The organism is Bacillus sp. ISL-46, assembly GCF_018613205.1.
Genome location: NZ_JAGGQR010000015.1, coordinates 141,458 through 162,212 on the forward strand (window position 1 = coordinate 141,458; position 20,755 = coordinate 162,212).

Here is a 20,755-nt window from a genome sequence, read left to right on the forward strand (position 1 = left end):
CTGCTATTTTTTAACATTTAGTGACAAATTTAATTCCTTTAATTGCGCCTCAGAAACTTCACCAGGAGCGTTTGTTAACAAGCAGCTTGCACTTGCGGTTTTTGGAAAAGCAATCGTGTCCCTTAAATTTGTACTGCCAGCAAGCAGCATGACTAATCTATCAAGACCGAGCGCGATACCGCCGTGTGGAGGGGTTCCATATTCAAACGCATTTAACAAGAAACCAAATTGTTCCTTTGCTTCTTCAGGTGTAAACCCAAGTATGCTGAACATCTTTTCTTGGATATCACGTTCAAAAATCCGGAGTGACCCACCGCCTAGTTCATACCCGTTTAAGACAATATCATACGCTTGGGCTCGTACTTTTGAAGGATCTGAATCTAAATACTCTAGATCTTCCCTAAACGGCATGGTAAACGGATGATGGGCAGCGTAATAACGACCATCTTCTTCATCATACTCAAGAAGCGGCCAGTCTGTTACCCATAAGAAATTGAACAAACTTGGATCAATTAAATCTAAATCTCTAGCTAGCTTTTGTCGAAGTGCACCTAAAGCATCGGCGACAACCTTCTTCTTATCAGCAACAAACAGAAGCAAATCGCCTGCTGAAGCCTCAAGAGTACTCATAAGTGCCTTTGCGTCTTCTTCAGTGAAGAATTTTGCAATCGGTCCTTTTAGTCCTTCAGCGTCCACCTTAAGCCAGGCAAGCCCCTTTGCGCCATACACAGCAACGAAGTCTGTTAAGGCATCAATGTCTTTTCGTGAGTATTTCTCAGCTGCACCTGTTACATTGATCGCTTTAACTTGCCCACCATTTGCCACTGCAGAAGCGAATACTTTAAAGCCTGAGTCCTTGACGATTTCTGAAAGATCGACAAGCTCTAGTCCAAAACGAGTATCAGGTTTATCCGATCCAAAGCGGCTCATTGCTTCGTCGTAGGTCATGCGTGGGAAGGCAGCAGGTACGTCTACTCCTTTTACTTCTTTCATTAACTTCGTCATCATTTTTTCCATCATACCCATGATATCTTCTTGGCTTAAAAAGCTGGTTTCGATATCGATTTGTGTGAATTCCGGCTGACGGTCGGCACGTAAGTCCTCATCTCGGAAACAGCGCGCAATTTGATAATAGCGTTCAATTCCACCCACCATAAGTAACTGCTTAAAAAGTTGTGGTGATTGTGGTAACGCATAGAATTCTCCTGGATGAACACGGCTTGGTACTAAATAATCACGTGCACCCTCAGGTGTACTTTTTGTCAAAATGGGTGTTTCAATATCTAAAAAGCCTTCACCGTCCAGGAAATCCCTGATCTGCTTTGTTACTTGGTGACGCATTTTTAAGGTTTCAAAAATCACCGGACGACGGAAGTCTAGGTAACGGTATTTTAACCGAACATCTTCTGAAACATCGGTTTTGTCAGAAATCATAAATGGCGGTGTTTTCGCTTCATTAATGATCGTTACTTTTTCCGCTTGCACTTCAATTTTACCTGTTTTCAAATTCTCATTGAAGGTTGCCTCATCGCGGGCTACCACAGTACCCACAATATCCAAAACAAATTCGTTACGGATCTTTTCAGCAATTTGCAACGCTTCTTTAGATAAATCAGGGTTAAACACTACTTGAACAACACCTGAACGGTCGCGAAGGTCGATAAAAATTAATCCGCCAAGGTCGCGTCTTTTTTGGACCCAGCCTTTCAAAGTTACTTTTTCACCAACTGCTGATTCAGGTACTTCCCCACAAAAATATGATCTGCCAAACATAAAATATCCTCCCCTTATTCCTGCAACTCTTGGAATTGTTTAATAAAAGTTGCTAAATCGATTTCTACTTGCTCACCAGTCGCCATATTTTTCACATTAATCTTATTATTTTTAAGCTCCTCATCGCCAAGAACCGCCACATATTTTGCTTTTAGACGATCGGCTGCTTTAAATTGAGCTTTAATTTTTCGATTTAAATAATCTCTTTCTGCTGAAAAGCCCGCCCTGCGCAGCTGCTGCAACAGTCCGACCGTGTAATCCTTAGCTTCTTCCCCTAGTGCAGCTAGATAGCAATCAATGCTTTCGTTAATCTCCAGCTCGATTCCTTCTGCATTAAGCGCAGCAATAAAACGTTCGATACTTAAGGCAAAACCTATTCCAGGCGTTTCAGGACCGCCAATTTCTTCTGCTAACCCGTTATAACGACCGCCTCCACAAAGCGTGGTAATTGCCCCAAAGCCTTCCGCATTACTCATAATTTCGAATGCGGTGTGGTTATAATAATCCAACCCGCGCACTAAGTTGGCATCCACTTCAAACGGAATATCAAGCTGGGTTAAATAGCGCTGTAATTTTTCAAAATAGTTCTTTGAAAAATCATTCAGAAACTCAAGAATCGATGGCGCTGTTTTCATTAACTCATGCTCGCGGTCCACTTTACAATCCAAGATACGGAGCGGATTTTTTTCGAGACGATTTTGACAGTCATGACAAAACTCGCCGATTCTTGGTTTAAAGTGATTGACTAACGCATCGCGGTGGGCGTTCCGACTTTCCTTATCACCCAAACTATTAATAATCAACTTCAGCTTTTTTAAGCCCATTTCTTTATACAAGTTCATCGCGAGCGAAATAACTTCTGCATCGATGGCAGGGTCATTACTGCCTAATGCTTCAATTCCAAACTGGACAAACTGGCGAAACCGTCCTGCTTGTGGGCGTTCATATCTAAACATTGGCCCCATATAATAAAGCTTTACAGGCTGATTAGGCAGCCCAAACATTTTTTTCTCAACATAGGAGCGAACTACCGCTGCAGTTCCTTCTGGTCTAAGCGTGAGACTCCTTTTGCCCCTGTCTTCAAATGTGTACATTTCCTTTTGAACAATATCGGTGCTATCGCCAACGCCTCTTGAAAAAAGATCGGTATGTTCAAAAATTGGGGTGCGAATCTCCTTGTATTGATATTTCTCACAAAGTTCTCTCGCTTTTGCTTCAATCAGCTGCCACTTTTCAACCTCTCCGGGTAAAATGTCTTGCGTTCCCCGTGGAATGCTTATTGACATAGTGGAAAACCTCCTCATTTAATCAGTTATGTAAGTATTGTGTTTAGCTCCATTTGAGTAATCTTCGAAAGCGATACCTCGCACGAAAGAAAAGCGTTAGCTTTTCTGAAGAGCGTCCTGCGGCTAGTGAACTTCGCTAAACGGACGCTTCCGCTTTTCTTTTAAACAACAAAAAACTCCCATCCCTTGTATGAATACAAGGGACGAGAGTTATAATAATCCCGCGGTGCCACCCTAGTTGAAGGCATAGATTTCATGCACTTCCTCTTTAACAGTTAACGCCTGCTACGTTCTTCTCCTACTAGAGTTATTCCTTTTTCAGAGAGAAGCCTACGGAGTGTTCCTTCATTAAGTTCCATGTAGAAATGCTTTCAGCCTAGGGCATTTCCTCTCTTTTCATGACTGTGCTTAATTACTATGCTCCATCATTGGTTATGTCGCAATATGTCATTTTATTTTATTAATATTACGGAGCATCGATGGTAATGTCAATAGTGTTTTATGATCTTTCTAAATGTTTTTTTAACTTTCTGACATCACCGATCGTTAATCCAAATTCTGATGCCAGTTCAAACGAGGTAGCATGCTGTTCCTTTTGAATAAAATCATGAAAATCAACGCCGAAAAGTCGTCCATCCATTGACTGGATGTTCATTCCTTTTTCACTCGCTCTCATCCTTAATCACCTCTGCCCTTTCTTCAATACTAATATTATTTCCACCATTCGTGAAAAACTTGCATAATCAATAAGTATTTCTCAACTTATTGGACAATATTAGCAATTTAGGAATGATTTCCAGCTTTTAATACGTTAAAATTGAATTAATAAAAAGGAGGGTGTTATGGTCAAGAAGTATAGTTTATTGCTATTATCTATTATTCTTATTTTTGGAGCCTTCCTTCCTCAAGGGAAAAGTGTAGCAGCGACAGGTTCCATTACTATTTCCACCGATTTAGTCAATGTCCGCGGCGGCCCAGGCTTGAGTTATCCCCTTGTAAAAATAGCCAATCGGGGCGAGAAGTATCAGATTGTAAAGGAGCAAGGTGATTGGATTCAAATTCAATTATCATTTGGTAAAACTGGCTGGTTAGTTAATTGGCTAGTCGCAAAAGATAACGATTTCCAACAAGAAAGTAAACCAGAAAGTACTGCAACGAAAAATAATACAGGGATCGTCAATGGTGATACATTAAACATAAGACATGAACCCTCCACATCGAGTCCCGTTATTGGGAAATTAACAGGTGGGACAAGCGTAACCATTTATTCTAAACAAAATAATTGGTTAGAGGTTGGCTTTTCTAATGTAAGGGGATGGGTCCGTTCTGAGTTTATTGACAGCCAATCATCAAGTGCTCAAAATGGCACGACTCAAAACGAAAAGACTGCCAGTACCGTCACCGGTACCGTAACAGCGAATAGTCTTAGTGTTCGCTCAGAGGCCTCATTTAATTCAAACCCCATTGGGACGGTAACCTATGGTTTAAGTTATAAGATAGTAGAAGAGAAGAATAACTGGGAAAAAATAGAATACAAGACTGGTAGTTTCGGATGGGTTGCCGGATGGTATCTTGATAAAAAAACAGTGAAATCCCAATCTGGACAAGCTGTCAAGAAAAGTATCATTACGATAATACACAACGGGACAAATATCCGAATAGATCCAAATGTGCAATCAGGTGTCCTCGAGCGTGCAAATAAAGGCAGTAATTATCCCGTTAAAAGGGTAATCAATGACTGGTATGAGATTAAGCTGAAGAACGGAAAAACAGGGTATGTTGCTGGCTGGCTTGTTTCCATTAACGGAACGAAACAACAGATTGAAAAGCCCGGAGCCGAATTATATCTTAAAAATAAAACCATTGTTCTGGACCCAGGACATGGCGGAGTGGATAAAGGGGCTACTGGAGCGAGCGGAACATATGAAAAAGAGCTTACACTTAGGACATCCCAGCTTTTATCTAATAAATTAAAAGCCGCAGGAGCCAATGTCTACGTAACGAGAAAAAATGATTCTTACTTACAACTCGCGGCTCGAGTGAATATGGCAAGTAATTACAAGGCGGATGCTTTTATCAGCCTTCATTACGATAGTAATTTAGATCGCAGTGTTCGAGGAATGACTGGCTTTTATTATCATTCCTATCAAAAAGCCCTGGCTGAATCCATTTTTACATCAACCATTGGACAAACAAAATTGATAAACCGCGGGGTGCGTTTTGGCGATTTCCATGTGATCCGTGAGAATAGTCAAAAAGCCGTTTTAATAGAACTTGGCTATTTAAGTAACCCGGAAGAAGAAATGACGATAAAATCCAGTGTATTCCAAGAAAATGCCGCTTCTGGTTTGTTTAATGGATTAGCCAGATATTTTAAAGAGAATGATTAAGAGCCTTGGAAGGTTTCTACAATTTCCAGGGCTTTTCCTATATAAAATAAAAAAGACTTAGCACCTAATCGAAAGTGCCAAGCCTTTTTTATGATTTACTTTCAAGTATCAACGTCACGGGACCGTTATTGATGAGTTCAACATCCATCATCGCACCGAATATGCCTGTTTCAACACGAATCCCTTTTTCCCTCAGCAAGCTGTTAAGTAACTCATAAAGTTGAACAGCTTGGTCTGGCCGGGCCGCATCCATGAAGTTTGGCCTTCTCCCCTTTCGGCAATCACCGTAAAGAGTAAATTGCGAAACAGACAGAATTTCACCGCCAACATCTAATAAAGATAGATTCATCTTTTCATCGGCATCCTCAAAAATACGGAGGTTGGCAATTTTATCGGCTAGGTAGATGGCATCCTCTTCCTTGTCAGCATGGGTGATACCGACAAGTAAGACAAGCCCCTTTGTTATTTGACCAGTTACTTCCCCGCCAACAGTTACGCTGGCACCTTTACTTCGTTGAACAACTACACGCATTTTTTGAAACTCCTTAATTCATCATTCGACGGACGGAATAAATATCGGGGATCTGTTTAATTCGTTCAACCACCTTTTGCAAATGGTTCACATTGTGTATGGCAATCGACATGCTAATTGTCGCCATTTTATTCCGATCCGATTTGCCTGAAACGGCAGAGATATTTGTTTTCGTTTCATTTACAGCTTGAAGTACTTCATTCAGAAGCCCTCTACGGTCATAACCGTTAATTTCAATATCAACATTATATTCTTTCCGATCATTTAAGGACGATTCCCATTCTACCGGGATTAACCTAGACTGAGCATCATTAGAATCAATGTTCGTACAGTCCGAACGATGTACAGAGACCCCGCGGCCTTTTGTAATAAAACCAACAATTTCATCGCCTGGAACCGGATTACAGCATCTTGATAACCGAATCAGTAAATTATCAATCCCGGAAACTCGGACACCGGATTCACGTTTTTTGGAAGATGGGAAGGTTTTAAGGTCCGTTATGGCATTGGTAATATTTGAACTCTGTTCCTGATCCCTCTTTTTGCGCCATTTCTCGGTTAATCGGTTGGCGACCTGTAAAGCCGTTACACCATTATAACCAACTGCTGCATACATATCTTCTTCACTGGAGAAATTAAACTTTTCAGCAACCTTTTTCAGATTGTCAGAGGTCAATATTTCTTTAATATCGAACTCCATATTACGAATTTCTTTTTCAACCATCTCTTTGCCTTTATCGACATTTTCATCGCGGCGCTGCTTCTTAAAGAAGGCCCGAATCTTGTTTTTCGCTTGCGATGTTTGCGCCAGCTTCAACCAATCCTGACTTGGACCGTATGAATGTTTCGATGTAAGGATTTCGATGATATCACCAGTCTTAAGCCGGTAGTCCAGCGTCACCATTTTGCCATTCACTTTTGCGCCTATCGTCTTATTGCCAATTTCGGAGTGAATTCGATAAGCAAAATCAATAGGAACAGAACCAGACGGCAACTCAATGACATCACCTTTAGGTGTAAACACAAAAACCATATCCGAAAATAAGTCAATTTTCAATGACTCCATAAACTCTTCCGCATCGGCGGTATCATTTTGGAACTCGAGTATTTCTCTGAACCAGGTTAATTTCTGTTCAAAAGAAGTGCTCTCGTTAAGTGCTTCTTTGCCCTCTTTATAAGCCCAGTGTGCTGCCACCCCGAATTCAGCAATCCGATGCATCTCATTCGTTCTAATTTGAACCTCAAGCGGATCTCCTTTTGGGCCGATTACGGTAGTATGCAAGGATTGATACATATTAGGCTTCGGCATCGCGATATAATCCTTGAAACGGCCGGGCATTGGTTTCCAGCAAGTGTGAATAATCCCTAAAACAGCATAGCAATCCTTAATACTGTTTACGACGATACGAACAGCTAGCAGATCATAAATTTCACTGAACTGTTTGTTTTGCAATGCCATTTTCCGATAAATGCTATAAATATGCTTCGGACGACCAGATAGCTCTGCTTTAATGGACACTTCACCCATTCGGTTCTTAACTTCTTCAATGACATCCACTAAATATTGCTCACGTTCGGCACGCTTCTTTTTCATTAAGTTAACAATTCGATAATATTGCTGCGGATTTAAATATCTTAAGGCTGTATCTTCCAGTTCCCATTTAATCTTAGAAATACCAAGACGATGTGCCAAAGGTGCAAAAATTTCAAGTGTTTCATTTGAAATCCGACGCTGCTTTTCTAAAGGAAGATGTTTAAGTGTCCGCATATTATGCAAACGGTCGGCAAGCTTAATAAGGATGACCCGGATATCCTGGGCCATTGCCACAAACATTTTTCTGTGGTTCTCTGCCTGCTGTTCCTCGTGAGATTTATATTTAATTTTCCCTAATTTGGTTACGCCGTCGACAAGCATGGCCACTTCGTCATTAAAAGAAGACTCAATATCTTTTAAAGATATACTCGTATCTTCAACGACGTCATGAAGAAAACCAGCTGCAACCGTGGCAGGATCCATCTCCAAGTCAGCTAGAATGCCAGCAACCTGGATCGGATGAATAATGTACGGTTCGCCCGATTTTCGATATTGTTCACGATGAGCATGTTTTGCAAATTCGTATGCTTTTTCCAAAAATTTAACATGTTCATCATTTAAATAATTCCGAGTCTTGTCGATGACTTGGTCGGCTGTTAACACTAGATCATTCGCCATGAAATCACCTTTATTTTCGTCTCATTTTATTTATATAAATGTCATTCTCTAAAAATTTGTTCTAAATAGGAATGATTGTTATTATTATCGAAAAAAAAAGCCAAGATGTAAAGAGATTGAGAGTCTTTTTCCACACTATTCAGGAAAGATTGTGCTAAACGGGCACTTCCGCTTTAAATTATATAAAGAGAGCACTCGCCCTGAGTGCCCTCTTTAATGGTTTAATAATGCATCAATGTTAAAACATCATAACCATCAAGTTTTTTTCTACCTTCTAAATAACTTAACTCAACTAAGAAAGCAATCCCTGCAACCACACCGCCAAGTTGCTCCACTAATTGAATCGTCGCATCGATTGTACCGCCTGTAGCCAACAAATCATCCGTAATTAGGACACGTTGGCCAGGTTGGATGGCATCTTTATGGATGGTTAGAACATCTTTACCATATTCAAGCCCGTAACCAACTTTAATTGTTTCCCTTGGAAGTTTACCATCTTTACGGACAGGAGCAAAGCCTACGCCTAAGGCATAAGCAACCGGACAGCCAATAATAAATCCTCTGGCTTCAGGTCCAACAATCAGATCAATTTGTCTTTCTTTTGCATAAGCAACGATTTGGTCTGTTGCATATTTATATGCCTCACCATCATTCATTAAAGGGGTGATATCTTTAAATTTAATTCCTTCTTTTGGCCAGTCAGGCACGATTGTAATAAATTCTTTTAAGTCCATTCTTCAATTGCCTCCTCAGTTTCAACCGACTCTTGAATAACTTGATCGAACCAGGCTTTTAAATCCTGAAAGGATGAAAACAATAATTCCCTTTCAAGTTCATATTGTGCTTGTTTTATTTGGTAGGTTCGAGAGTCAGTTAGGTCACGCTTTTGCGCTCCGGTGTTTAAAGTTATAAATCCATTGTTTATTGTAACAAAATCCAGGTCAGAAAACACCTTTGACATAAAGTTTATCGTTTCCTGCGACCAACCGCGATGCTTCGCGAGGTCACCCCCATGTCGTTTAAGATCGATCGGACCCTTTTTTAACAGAAAAGCATAAAACCATTTAAAATGGTCACGGGTCGGGACAGTACTAAAGAAATCACTGGATTCTTTATAAAAATAAGCATAAATCCTAGCTGGTTGTTTCCCTTTAAATAAAACCTTTAGGATTTCTTTTGATGAAGGAAAGTCAACCAGAACAATATTTGCCTTGTTCCCATCGAACGCTTTTGCTTCTTCTACATCTTTAATAAAAATGGTCTCATCGATCAAATTAGGGTTTATTTTTCCAAGATGTTCTTGATTAAAAATAATAAACTTCCTGTTATCAGCAGGGACAGCATTTGAAAGGCTGTTGATCCGCTTTTGTCCGCGATAGTCAAATAATTGCCATGACTCCACGGCAATATCGTGGATGAAAATTTGTGGTTTACGTATATTGTTCCATTCGTTAACAGATAATTCTCCAATTAATGAAATTTTTGATGCAGGTGAGATATGATCCACTAAGGGTCCTAAACCAAAGCCTACCCCATCCAGATTAGCACCACTTTCATTCACTAATACCTTTAAGTGGTTTTGCTCACTGCCAATTTTTCTGATATTTGTAATATCGACATTGTTTATTAAAACCTTTGGTTTGGGGTTGTCCATTCCAAAAGGAGCAAGTAGACTCATTTCATCTAATGATGATAGATTTACATGTTGAAGTTTAATTTCCTCATCGAGAAATGTTACTGGAATTAAATCCTCATGAGTCAGTTGTTCTTCTGCCAGTAAATTTAACCTTGTGCGGAGTTCCGCAACATTCTCTAGGTTTAAGGTCATCCCTGCTGCCATGGGGTGACCGCCAAAGTGCGGCAAAATATCACGGCAGGTTGATAAATTTTTAAATAGGTCAAAACCTGCAATACTGCGTGCTGAACCCTTTGCCACTCCCTTATCCGGGTCAAAATTCAATACAATCGTTGGCCGGTAATACTTTTCAACGAGTCTTGAGGCAACAATTCCGATGACTCCGGCATTCCAGCCTTCCTTACCGATGACTAGAACTTTATTAGACTCGATCGGGAAATTCTTTTCAACATCTTCCATCGCCTCAGTCGTAATCGAATTAACAATCGACTGTCTTGACTTATTGAGAGCATCCATTTCTGATGCTAGGCTTTCTGCTTCGAGTGGATCATCGGTTAAGATCAGTTGAACAGCTAAGTCAGCATCTTCTAAACGCCCCACGGCATTAATCCTTGGCGCGAGGGTAAAGCCAATTGTTTCTTCATTTATCGACATGGGATCGACCCCTGCCAGCTTTAAAATGGCTCTAAGGCCAATATTATTCGTTGTTTTTAGTTTTTCAAGTCCTTTTTTAGCGATCAGTCGATTCTCATCCTTTAACGAGACTAAATCCGCAATCGTCCCAATCACAGCTATTTCTAACAAATGCTCTGGAACCTCCCCGTAAAGGGCATGGGCAAGTTTAAAGGCTACACCCACTCCTGCCAGTTCACGAAACGGATAGGTACTATCAGGAAGCTTGGGATGAATGATCGCAAGTGCCTCAGGTAATACCGGCCCAGGCTCATGGTGATCGGTAATGATGAGATCCATGCCTAGCTCTTTTGCAACGGATGCCTCATAGGTAGCTGATATTCCAGTATCCACAGTAATAATTAAATTTATTCCATTTTCCGCTGCAATCCGGAATGCGGCCTCATTCGGGCCATATCCTTCAGTGAAACGATTAGGGATGTAAAATTGAACATTTGCACCAAGGTCACGAAGCGTGATCATTAATACTGATGTGCTGCTTACTCCATCAGCGTCATAATCGCCGAATATGAGGATCGGCTCTTGGTTTTCGATGGCTTCACGAATTCTCGTAACTGCAATATCCATTCCTGTCAGGAGAAAGGGATCGTGGAATTCTTCCTTTCCAAATAAAAAATACCGTGCAGACTCAACGGTATTAAAGCCACGGTTGACAAGCAGTGAAGCGACAAGAGGCGTTATTTTCAATTCAGTTTCTAGCTTTTTGATCAGTTGTTCATCGGATTTCCGAACAATCCATCTTGTTTTCGAACTTAACATGTGTATGTTCACCCCTCAGACCTTCTTATTATACAGGAGTAGAATACAGGATTCAATCAAAAGAAAAACCGCAGGATATCTGCGGTTTTCAACTAAATTTATACTTGTGGTTGATCAGAGTACGTTCTTTTCTCTTTTACCGTTTTAATTACGCCCTTCTTCTTCAATTCTTTACATTTCAACACATACCATAAAGAGCCTGCGACAAAGACGGAGGAATATACCCCAATAATTAATCCAACGAATAAAGCGATAGAGAAATTGCGAATTGCCGGGCTTCCAAAAATCATTAAGCATACTGTCGTAATGAGGACTGTTAAAACGGTGTTAAACGACCGTGTTAAAGTTTGGCGAATACTAACATTTACCACATCAGCAATATCCTGAACCGTTTTAAGCCGTTTTTTCTTTTGCATATTCTCGCGAACCCTATCGAATGTAACAATCGTATCATGGTTTGAGTAACCAATAATCGTCAAAATTGCGGCGATAAAGTTTAAATCTACTTCAAGTCTTGTAATACTAAAAATAGCAATCATGAAAAATGCATCATGAAGGATGGCAGCAATCGCGGCGATTGCCATATAAGCTTCAAACCGAATCGAAACGTAGAGAATGATACCAATTGATGCAATCAAGACGGCAAAAAAGGCATTTTTCGCTAGTTCTTTTCCAATCGTTGGAGAAACGGTGCTAACATTCGGCTCATAGCCAAATTGCTTTTTAAAATCTGCTTTCAAAGTTGAAATTTCATCTTTTGACAGTACCCCAATCATTCGGACGGCACCAATTTGCTTTTTATCACCAGAAATGACGACATCATCTGGAGTTAAATGAAGTTTGTTAAAAGCATTTTCCACCTGGGTAGTGGTTAAAGGTGTTCTTGATTGAACCTCTACACGTGTTCCGCTTGAAAAATCAATTCCTAAATTCATACGGAAAATAGCGAGAATGATAACACCGGCAACAAGGAGAACTCCGGATAGGATGAATACTTTATTCCTAAGTCTAACAAAATCAATTTTATCAAATCGAGTCGGAAGATCGATTGTATCTACATTATCGTTAATAGATTTAATTTGGGACTTGCGTACTGAAAACCAACCAGGTTTATTATTTAATAAACCGCTTTGGACCCAAAGCCCTAGCAATAACCTTGCACCGTAAACATTCGTGAGGAAGCTCATTAGGACACTCACTATTAACATTGTCGCAAACCCTTTTACAGAGCTTGTCCCGTAAAAGAATAATACACAAGCTGTTAAGATTGTTGTTAAGTTGGCGTCAAGAATAGCTGTAAAAGCATGCTGCTCACCAGCTTGGAACGCTGATTTAATGCTTCTACCTACCTTTAGTTCTTCTCTAATCCGTTCATAAGTAATAATGTTGGCGTCGACGGCCATACCGATTCCGAGAATAATCGCGGCAATTCCCGGCAAGGTCAGAACCCCATTCATCCAATCGAAAATTAATAAGACGAGAAATATATAAATTGATAACGTAACAGTAGCAATGAATCCTGGAAAACGGTAATAGAAAAGCATGAAAAGATATATGATTACAACACCAATGATTCCAGCTAAGACCGTATCATGTAATGCCTGTTCCCCGAACTTAGCTCCGACGGAAGTTGAATACACCTCTTTTAACTTAACCGGTAAGGAGCCTGCATTTAAAAGCGAAGCTAAGGTTTGAGATTCTTTTGCAGTAAAACTGCCAACAATCGAAACTGTATTTTGATTAAATATTTGCTTTACTGTTGGGGCTGATAAAAATTTAGGGTTCTCTTTTGTTACTTCCTCTTTAAAGGAGTCTTTTCCTTCTTCAAAATCCAGCCAAATAACAAGAACATTGTTTGGTGCCATATTCATAATTTCTTCGGACACCTTGCGGAATTTATCGGCACTTTTTAATGTTAAAGAAACGCTTGGTGCACCATTTTCATCAAAAGTTTGCTTAGCTCCGCCTTGTTTTAGGTCAGAACCATCCATCATCAGACGGTCATTAGCATCACGGAAGGTTAGATTTGCTTGAGTAGATAAGATTTCGCGAGCTTTATTCTGGTCTGTTACCCCAGCAAGCTGCACACGAATCCGGTTCTTTCCTTCAATTTGAATACTAGGTTCACTCACCCCAAGGACATTGATCCGCTTGTCGAGTGCCTCAGCGGTACTTGCCAAAACCTCTTTATCAATCTTTTGACCTTTTTTCGCTTCCTTAACATCGTACAAAACTTCAAATCCACCTTGAAGGTCTAGTCCTAGCTTCATATTATTTAAGATGTTCTTTGTTGTTGCTCCCATTGTGCTTCCTATAATTAGGACGACAAGAAAAAAAGCAACAATTCTACTGCGCTTTACCATTATGTATTGTTCCTCCTTAGTGCATGTGCATTAGCACTGTTCCATATAATCCTTATATAAATTACCAAAAAGTCACTTCCTTCATTATGAAAGAAGTTAGATTGGCTGTCAATTTACAATAATATGAATTCATAAGGCATTTTCATTTTAAAAGCTCTTTCAATTCTTCTTCATTATCAAATGAGAATTCGGTCGTTTTATATGCCTCAATCGTCGCGAAGCTGAGATAATCGCTCGCCTTAACAGACAGGATTTCTTGGATAATTTCGTACAGTTTCATTTCTTCCTTTACCTTTTTCCACTTTTTCTTAATTAAAAAATCCCAAAGTTCCTTCTCCGTTACAGAATCAATCCCTAGCAATTGAAACTCCATGAGTTTACTTGCTACTGCTGGTTGGACCTGGGTGCGAAAATGTTCGAATCTGTGACTATTATCCATTATGACTGCCTCCTTGGGAGCTCTCCCACCTGAATTGAACTTTTCAAAAAGCTTTTACTACTTGTCATGCTTTGTCCACCATTAGGCATATAGATAATTGTATATGAATTCTTCTTATTTGAGAAGGTGGGAATCCGCATGTCGAAGTTTTTAAAGGGGACTTTTATCCTATTAATCGCAGGTCTTGTTACAAGAGTCCTTGGTTTTATTAATCGGATTGTAATAGCAAGGAGTATTGGGGAAGAAGGTGTTGGCTTATACATGATGGCGTTTCCTACATTCATCCTTGTAGTGACGCTTACTCAGTTAGGGCTCCCTGTTGCTATTTCAAAAAATGTCGCAGAGGCAGAAGCAAAGGGAAATTTTGCAGAGATTAAAAAAATTCTTGTTGTATCCCTAGCGACGACTATTTCTTTATCACTTATATTTACGCCAGCGCTAATCTTACTTGCACCCATTCTATCAAAAACATTGTTTACTGACCCAAGAACCTTTTATCCTTTAATTGCAATAGCTCCAGTGGTTCCAGTAATTGCGATTTCATCTGTGCTTCGGGGCTACTTTCAAGGCAGACAAAACATGCGTCCCTCGGCAATCTCACAAATTTTAGAACAATTTGTGCGAATTACTTTGATTGCTGTGATGACAAAAGCGTTCCTTCCCTATGGAATTGAATATGCCGCCGCAGCAGCAATGGTTTCTTCTGTGATCGGCGAACTTGTCTCACTCATCTACTTAATGACTGCCTTTAAATTAAAAAAACGTTTTAGGCTTAGGAAAAATTTCTTTCAATTTGTCCACAGCGGGAAACAAACCTTCAAAGAACTCATGGATATCGCTTTACCGACAATGGGGAGCAGAATGATTGGATCTGTGGCATGGTTCTTTGAACCAATAGTTGTCGTCCATAGCTTAGCCCTTGCTGGTGTCATCACTGTAGAAGCTACCAAACAATACGGTGCCTTAACTGGTTTTGCGATGCCACTGTTAATGTTACCGTCTTTCATCACCTTTTCTTTAGCTACATCACTTGTGCCTGCGATTAGCGAAGCCAATACGCAGAACAACAAAAAATTGATTGAATACCGGTTACAGCAAGCATTGCGCTTTGCCTTTTTATCGGGTGGACTGGCCGTTGTCGTTCTATATGTGCTGGCTAACCCATTGATGGAACTCATGTATGGCTCAGCGAAGGGCTCTTATTTTATTAGATTGATGGCTCCCTTCTTTTTATTCTATTACTATCAAGGACCGTTACAAGCTGTGTTACAAGCATTGAATCTTGCACGAGCAGCTATGATTAATAGTCTTATTGGCGCCATTATTAAGACAGCTGTGATTTTTTTACTGGCTTCGCAAGCCTCATTTGGAATTAACGGGGTGGCATTAGGAATTATCGTTGGTTTTGTATTAGTCACTGTTCTTCACTTTGCAACGGTATTAAAAAAGATTTCCTTCTCATTTTACGTTCGCGATTATCTGAAGGGATTTCTAGTCATGGGAGCTACAGGTTGGTTAGGCTATTGGTTATTTGAGAACACCTTCCTAACTGAACCGTTAACCATTAAGGTAATATTTTCGTTAATGGCCATGTCCATTTCCTATTTGATCATGATTATTTTGTTAGGTCTTATTAAAAAGGAAGAGCTAAAACGTATTCCCTGGCTTCGAAACTTGTTTGCCTAATAACTTTCTATAAAAATAAGACACGCATGCTTAGCGTGTCTTTTGTTCATTCATCTTGTAGATCAATAAAGAATTTCCCATTTTCATAACTGCAAAAAGAAATCTTCTTCACATCGCGATAGCCCTGTTTTTTCAATTCCTGCCGAAGCCAGAGATTTGTTTTGTTAATTCTTTTCAAATTTTCTTCTTCAATGTTTCCATCTAGGATTAAAGGGATGGTAATATCGCCTAGCTCAGGTTCATTATTATTATTCTTTAATTTTTCAATGACAGACAAACTTCCAGAGGATTCTAATATTGCAAACTCCACGTCTGCAATACTGCGAATGTTCTTTTCTCGGAGCTGGGTCATTAAATCATCAAAATTGTACCGCTGCTTCCGCATTGCGTTCTCATCTATTTTCCCCCTATTAATAATAATGCTTGGCTGCCCATCAATGAGATTACGTATTCTTTTACTTTTTAAGGAAATAATTGCAAACAAAATTTGAATTAACATTAATAATACCATTGGGATTATTGTATGAAACAGTTGAGTTTTGGGTCTTTCAATTGCCACAACCGCCAGCTCACCAATCATAATGAAAACCACTAGATCTAGAATACTTAATTCACCGATTTCCCTTTTCCCCATAACACGAAAAATAATTAGGATTAGGGTATAGAACAATAGCGTTCGAAACACAATCGTTAGATAATCCTCCACAACCGTCGCCCCTTTTTTTACGTTCAACGGTATTATTTGCATTAGTGGCTAAAAAATTAGCGGAATAAAATACCAACCTACTCTTCAATAGAAAAATTCACGGAAACCTATTCTACTTTCCTCCTTCTACGAATACGCTTGTACTAGGAGTGAAACATGTATCTAGGGTCTGGCAGTACTATACATTTAGGCTTATTTGCCAGCCTGAAGGCACTGAAGGGGGAGAGTTAAAATCGAATCGAAAAGCTTTGGTACTTCAATTCTGTACGGATTAATTTTTATTCTTGTATTTGCCGTGATATGCAGCATTATATTTGCGTTTATTCTCAAGTTTACGTCTGCTCGTGAAGTATCACTACAATATGTCATCACGGCATTATCATTCATCGGGCTATTCGGAGGCGGTTTTCTATCTGGCGGGAAAAGAAAAGAAAAGGGTTGGCTTATTGGCGGATTAACTGGACTTATCTACTCGATCGTTGTCTTTTTATTCCAATACTTAGGATATGATCGCCTGTTTAATTCCGAACAAGTAATTTATCATACTTGCTATACCTTAATTGCGATGATGGGTGGAATTTTAGGGGTAAACATCTCAACCAACAATTCACGGAGATCCGCTTAGCATCGAAAAGAGGAAGGGCTGGGGCTGCTGGGCGCTGGAGCTAGACAATTAAAAAATTAAAGGAAGCCATACACGACGGCTTCCTTTTCGTTTGTTCCTATTTTGTTAGATTGACGCTTCCTTCACTTGCATCCGCAGTGACTTCACGAATGGCATTACGGTCAAATGTAAGACGGCTTCCGTCACCACATTTAATTACGGCTTTATTCTCATCAATTGAATCTATAAAACCATGTAATCCACCAATCGTGACTACTTTATCACCCTTTTTTAAATCACTTTGCATTTTCTGAACCGATTTCTGGCGCTTTTGCTGCGGGCGAATTAATAGGAAATAAAATAACACAAACATTAATATTAATGGAACAATGGTACCAATTCCTCCTGACATCTTGTTTCCCTCCTTTCAAAAATAATCTATTAGAAATTTTTCGCATTCGGTTTGTTAAAACCATATTGCTCAAAAAATTCTTCTCTAAAATCACCAAGCCTGTCTTCCATGATGGCTTGTCTGACTTTCTCCATTAATCTTAACAGAAAATAGAGATTATGGTAAGACGTTAAACGAATTCCAAATGTTTCGTCACATTTAATTAAGTGACGAATGTATGCACGGCTATAATTTCGGCAGGTATAGCAATCGCAATTTTCATCCAGCGGGCCAAAATCTCTAGTAAATTGTGCATTTTTTACAACAAGTCGGCCAGTGCTTGTCATCAATGTACCATTTCTGGCAATTCGTGTGGGCAGCACGCAGTCGAACATATCAATTCCGCGGATTGAGCCATCAATTAATGAATCAGGTGATCCTACACCCATTAAATACCTTGGTTTATTTGTAGGTAAAAGTGGTGTCGTGTGTTCAAGCATGCGATTCATAATGTCCTTTGGTTCACCCACTGACAACCCACCAACCGCATAGCCAGGGAAGTCTAACGAAACAAGATCTTTCGCACTCTGCTTGCGAAGCTCCTCATATTCTCCCCCTTGGACGATCCCAAATAAGCCTTGGTCATTGGGGCGGCTATGTGCATTTAAACAGCGCTCCGCCCATCGTGATGTTCTCTCGACAGACTTCTGCATATACTCATATGTTGCAGGGTATGGAGGGCATTCATCAAAGGCCATCATAATATCGGAACCAAGGGCATTTTGAATTTCCATCGCCTTTTCTGGTGATAAAAATAATTTTTCACCGCTCATATGGTTACGGAAATGGACTCCTTCTTCCTCAATTTTACGGAATTCACTTAAACTAAATACTTGGAATCCGCCCGAATCTGTAAGGATGGCTCGGTCCCAGTTCATAAATTTATGTAGTCCGCCTGCTTCTCTGATGATTTCGTGCCCCGGCCTGAGCCACAGGTGATAGGTATTACTTAAAATGATCCCCGCTCCCATTTCTTTTAAATCTTCGGGGGACATTGTTTTCACAGTTGCCAGCGTTCCTACCGGCATAAATGCAGGGGTATCAAACGAACCGTGCGGGGTATGGACTCTGCCAAGCCTGGCCCCTGTTTGTTTACATGTCTTGATTAATTCATAACGAATCGCAGTCAAATTTTTTTCTCCTTCCTTATGTACCTCTTAGATGATGAACATTGCATCGCCAAAGCTAAAAAAACGATACCGCTCTGTAACGGCAGTTTGATAAGCATGTAAAACATGCTCTCTGCCTGCTAACGCACTGACGAGCATAATCAGGGTTGATTTTGGCAAATGAAAGTTCGTTATCATGCCATCAATTCCTTTAAATTCGTACCCTGGGTAAATAAAAATATTGGTCCAGCCACTGCCCTCGATAAAACGTCCATCATTTGCGGATGCAATCGTTTCAAGGGTTCGTGTTGAGGTAGTCCCAACGGTAATAATTCTGCCTCCATTGCTGCGTACCTCGTTAAGCAGACGCGCTGTCCCCTCTGTGACGATATAAAATTCAGAGTGCATATCGTGTTCCAATACATCATCTACACTTACAGGACGGAAGGTTCCGAGCCCTACATGAAGGGTAATAAAGGCGATATGAACACCTTTTTCTTTAATCGCTTCTAATAAGCTGTCTGTAAAATGAAGCCCTGCCGTTGGTGCCGCGGCTGAACCAGGTTCACGGGCAAACACGGTCTGATACCTATCCCGGTCCTCGAGCTGCTCTTTTATGTAGGGAGGAAGCGGCATTTCACCTAATTGGTCAAGGACCTCATAAAAAATACCCTCATATTTAAAATCTAAAATTCTCCCGCCATGGTCCGAGGTCCCTGTGCAAACGGCCGTAAGAAGGCCATCACCGAAATCTATTTCCGTTCCTTCTTTTACTCTTTTTGCAGGCTTGATAAGTGTCTCCCATTGATCGCCTTCCAGCTGCTTCAAGAGTAAGACTTCGATTTTTGCACCTGTATCTTTTTTGACGCCAAAAAGACGTGCAGGAAGTACCTTGGTATCATTTAAAACAAGGCAATCTCCTTCACGCAAATAGTCGATAACATTCTTAAAAACTTCATGCTTTATTTCGCCTGATTCCTTATCTAGGACCATTAATCTGCTGTCCGTCCGATTTTGAAGCGGAACCTGTGCAATTAATTCCTCAGGCAAATGAAAATCAAACAAATCTACCTTCATATTATGACACCCTAATCTAAATTTAATGATCAATCAGTGGCAGGCGAATCCATCCCAAAATGGTGATAGACCAATGGGGTTACCACCCTGCCCCGTGGAGTTCTTTGCAAAAAGCCAATTTGTAATAAATATGGTTCATACACATCTTCAATCGTTTCGGCTTCTTCCCCAATCGATGCGGCAATCGTATCAAGGCCGACAGGGCCGCCGCGGAATCTCTCGATAATGCCCTTCAGCAGTTTATGGTCGATATGGTCTAAACCAAGTCGATCTACTTGGAGGAGTTCGAGTGCTTCTCGTGCTAGGGCCAGCTCAATCGTCCCATTCCCTCTTACTTGGGCAAAATCTCTAACCCGGCGAAGAAGACGATTCGCAATTCTCGGGGTCCCTCTTGATCTCCTGGCTATCTCTTGCGCTGAGAGGTCATCGATTTCGGTACCGAACACTTCCGCTGTTCGCAGGACAATATTTTTTAATTGATCTTCCTTATAATACTCGAGTCGGCTTAAAACTCCAAACCGGTCTCTTAGAGGGGCTGAAAGGGAGCCTGCCCTCGTAGTCGCTCCAACAAGCGTAAAGGGTGGGAGGTCGAGGCGGACTGATCTCGCACTTGGGCCTTTACCAATGACAATATCAAGACAAAAATCTTCCATCGCTGGGTAAAGTACCTCTTCAATCGTCCTTTGCAGGCGATGAATTTCATCAATAAATAAAACATCCCCAGGTTCGAGTGCGGTAAGAATTGCAGCTAAATCACCAGGCCTTTCAATCGCAGGTCCTGAAGTGGTGCGGATGTTCACGCCCATTTCATTGGCGATAATGACAGCGAGTGTTGTTTTCCCTAATCCGGGCGGACCATAAAGGAGCACATGGTCTAACGTTTCCTTACGCATTTTTGCTGCCTTAATATAAATATCAAGATTTTCCTTTACTTGATCCTGTCCGATGTATTGTCTTAAGGTTTGCGGCCTAAGGCTTTGTTCTATGCTGATTTCACTCTCATTGACTTCACTCGAAATAATTCGGTCATCCATGAATC

General features: G+C 40.5%; 17 protein-coding genes and 1 other annotated feature. Of the genes, 3 read left to right on the forward strand and 14 right to left on the reverse strand.

Annotated elements, in window-relative coordinates; all coding sequences use genetic code 11:
- Positions 1-3: 3 nt before the first annotated feature.
- The 3 genes from aspS to J7E67_RS10415 form a co-directional block, all read right to left on the reverse strand.
- Positions 4-1,773, reverse strand: coding sequence for an aspartate--tRNA ligase (gene aspS, locus J7E67_RS10405; protein WP_214731715.1), 1,770 nt, complete (start codon positions 1,771-1,773; stop codon positions 4-6).
- A gap of 14 nt (positions 1,774-1,787) precedes the next feature.
- Entirely contained in the window at positions 1,788-3,059 is a 1,272-nt protein-coding gene (hisS, locus tag J7E67_RS10410) for a histidine--tRNA ligase (RefSeq protein ID WP_214731717.1), read from the reverse strand.
- A gap of 196 nt (positions 3,060-3,255) precedes the next feature.
- Positions 3,256-3,497 (reverse strand) — a binding site (T-box leader).
- A 61-nt stretch (positions 3,498-3,558) separates the two neighbouring features.
- The gene (locus J7E67_RS10415) at positions 3,559-3,735 is read right to left on the reverse strand and encodes a hypothetical protein (RefSeq protein WP_168245176.1); all 177 of its coding nucleotides are present in this window, start codon (positions 3,733-3,735) and stop codon (positions 3,559-3,561) included.
- Between the two features lie 166 nt (positions 3,736-3,901).
- Here J7E67_RS10415 and J7E67_RS10420 point away from each other — a divergent pair, with 166 nt between their 5' ends.
- Positions 3,902-5,449: an N-acetylmuramoyl-L-alanine amidase family protein gene (locus J7E67_RS10420; RefSeq protein ID WP_214731720.1), complete on the forward strand. Its 1,548-nt coding sequence runs from the start codon at positions 3,902-3,904 to the stop codon at positions 5,447-5,449.
- A gap of 88 nt (positions 5,450-5,537) precedes the next feature.
- Here the strand turns inward: J7E67_RS10420 and dtd are convergent, their stop codons facing one another.
- From dtd to J7E67_RS10450, 6 genes are all read right to left on the reverse strand, one after another.
- Positions 5,538-5,981 (reverse strand): D-aminoacyl-tRNA deacylase, encoded by a 444-nt coding sequence (gene dtd / locus J7E67_RS10425; RefSeq protein WP_214731722.1) that lies wholly within the window; start codon positions 5,979-5,981, stop codon positions 5,538-5,540.
- Positions 5,982-5,994: 13 nt separating this feature from the next.
- Complete coding sequence (locus J7E67_RS10430; RefSeq protein WP_214731724.1) at positions 5,995-8,193, reverse strand: RelA/SpoT family protein; 2,199 nt, start codon at positions 8,191-8,193, stop codon at positions 5,995-5,997.
- Positions 8,194-8,414: 221 nt separating this feature from the next.
- Complete coding sequence (locus J7E67_RS10435; protein WP_214731726.1) at positions 8,415-8,927, reverse strand: adenine phosphoribosyltransferase; 513 nt, start codon at positions 8,925-8,927, stop codon at positions 8,415-8,417.
- The gene (gene recJ, locus J7E67_RS10440; RefSeq protein WP_214731728.1) at positions 8,918-11,281 is read right to left on the reverse strand and encodes a single-stranded-DNA-specific exonuclease RecJ; all 2,364 of its coding nucleotides are present in this window, start codon (positions 11,279-11,281) and stop codon (positions 8,918-8,920) included. The genes J7E67_RS10435 and recJ overlap by 10 nt, the downstream gene beginning before the upstream one ends.
- A gap of 98 nt (positions 11,282-11,379) precedes the next feature.
- Positions 11,380-13,644 carry a protein translocase subunit SecDF gene (secDF, locus tag J7E67_RS10445; RefSeq protein ID WP_214731730.1) on the reverse strand — a complete coding sequence of 755 codons (2,265 nt, stop codon included), beginning with the start codon at positions 13,642-13,644 and terminating at the stop codon, positions 11,380-11,382.
- 142 nt (positions 13,645-13,786) lie between these two features.
- Positions 13,787-14,083 (reverse strand): post-transcriptional regulator, encoded by a 297-nt coding sequence (locus J7E67_RS10450; protein WP_214731731.1) that lies wholly within the window; start codon positions 14,081-14,083, stop codon positions 13,787-13,789.
- A gap of 138 nt (positions 14,084-14,221) precedes the next feature.
- Between J7E67_RS10450 and spoVB the strand changes: the two genes are divergently transcribed.
- Complete coding sequence (gene spoVB, locus J7E67_RS10455; RefSeq protein ID WP_214731733.1) at positions 14,222-15,769, forward strand: stage V sporulation protein B; 1,548 nt, start codon at positions 14,222-14,224, stop codon at positions 15,767-15,769.
- A 46-nt stretch (positions 15,770-15,815) separates the two neighbouring features.
- Here the strand turns inward: spoVB and J7E67_RS10460 are convergent, their stop codons facing one another.
- Entirely contained in the window at positions 15,816-16,475 is a 660-nt protein-coding gene (locus tag J7E67_RS10460) for a DUF421 domain-containing protein (protein WP_214731735.1), read from the reverse strand.
- A gap of 262 nt (positions 16,476-16,737) precedes the next feature.
- Between J7E67_RS10460 and J7E67_RS10465 the strand changes: the two genes are divergently transcribed.
- Positions 16,738-17,100: a TIGR04086 family membrane protein gene (locus J7E67_RS10465; protein ID WP_214731955.1), complete on the forward strand. Its 363-nt coding sequence runs from the start codon at positions 16,738-16,740 to the stop codon at positions 17,098-17,100.
- Between the two features lie 97 nt (positions 17,101-17,197).
- Here the strand turns inward: J7E67_RS10465 and yajC are convergent, their stop codons facing one another.
- Genes yajC through ruvB form a run of 4 tightly spaced genes read right to left on the reverse strand, consistent with a single transcriptional unit; the run spans position 17,198 to position 20,750 of the window.
- Positions 17,198-17,491: a preprotein translocase subunit YajC gene (yajC, locus tag J7E67_RS10470; RefSeq protein WP_214731737.1), complete on the reverse strand. Its 294-nt coding sequence runs from the start codon at positions 17,489-17,491 to the stop codon at positions 17,198-17,200.
- A 29-nt stretch (positions 17,492-17,520) separates the two neighbouring features.
- Positions 17,521-18,660 carry a tRNA guanosine(34) transglycosylase Tgt gene (gene tgt / locus J7E67_RS10475; RefSeq protein ID WP_168245203.1) on the reverse strand — a complete coding sequence of 380 codons (1,140 nt, stop codon included), beginning with the start codon at positions 18,658-18,660 and terminating at the stop codon, positions 17,521-17,523.
- Between the two features lie 27 nt (positions 18,661-18,687).
- Positions 18,688-19,716: a tRNA preQ1(34) S-adenosylmethionine ribosyltransferase-isomerase QueA gene (gene queA, locus J7E67_RS10480; RefSeq protein WP_214731740.1), complete on the reverse strand. Its 1,029-nt coding sequence runs from the start codon at positions 19,714-19,716 to the stop codon at positions 18,688-18,690.
- 29 nt (positions 19,717-19,745) lie between these two features.
- Entirely contained in the window at positions 19,746-20,750 is a 1,005-nt protein-coding gene (gene ruvB, locus J7E67_RS10485; protein ID WP_214731742.1) for a Holliday junction branch migration DNA helicase RuvB, read from the reverse strand.
- Between the last annotated feature and the right edge of the window lie 5 nt (positions 20,751-20,755).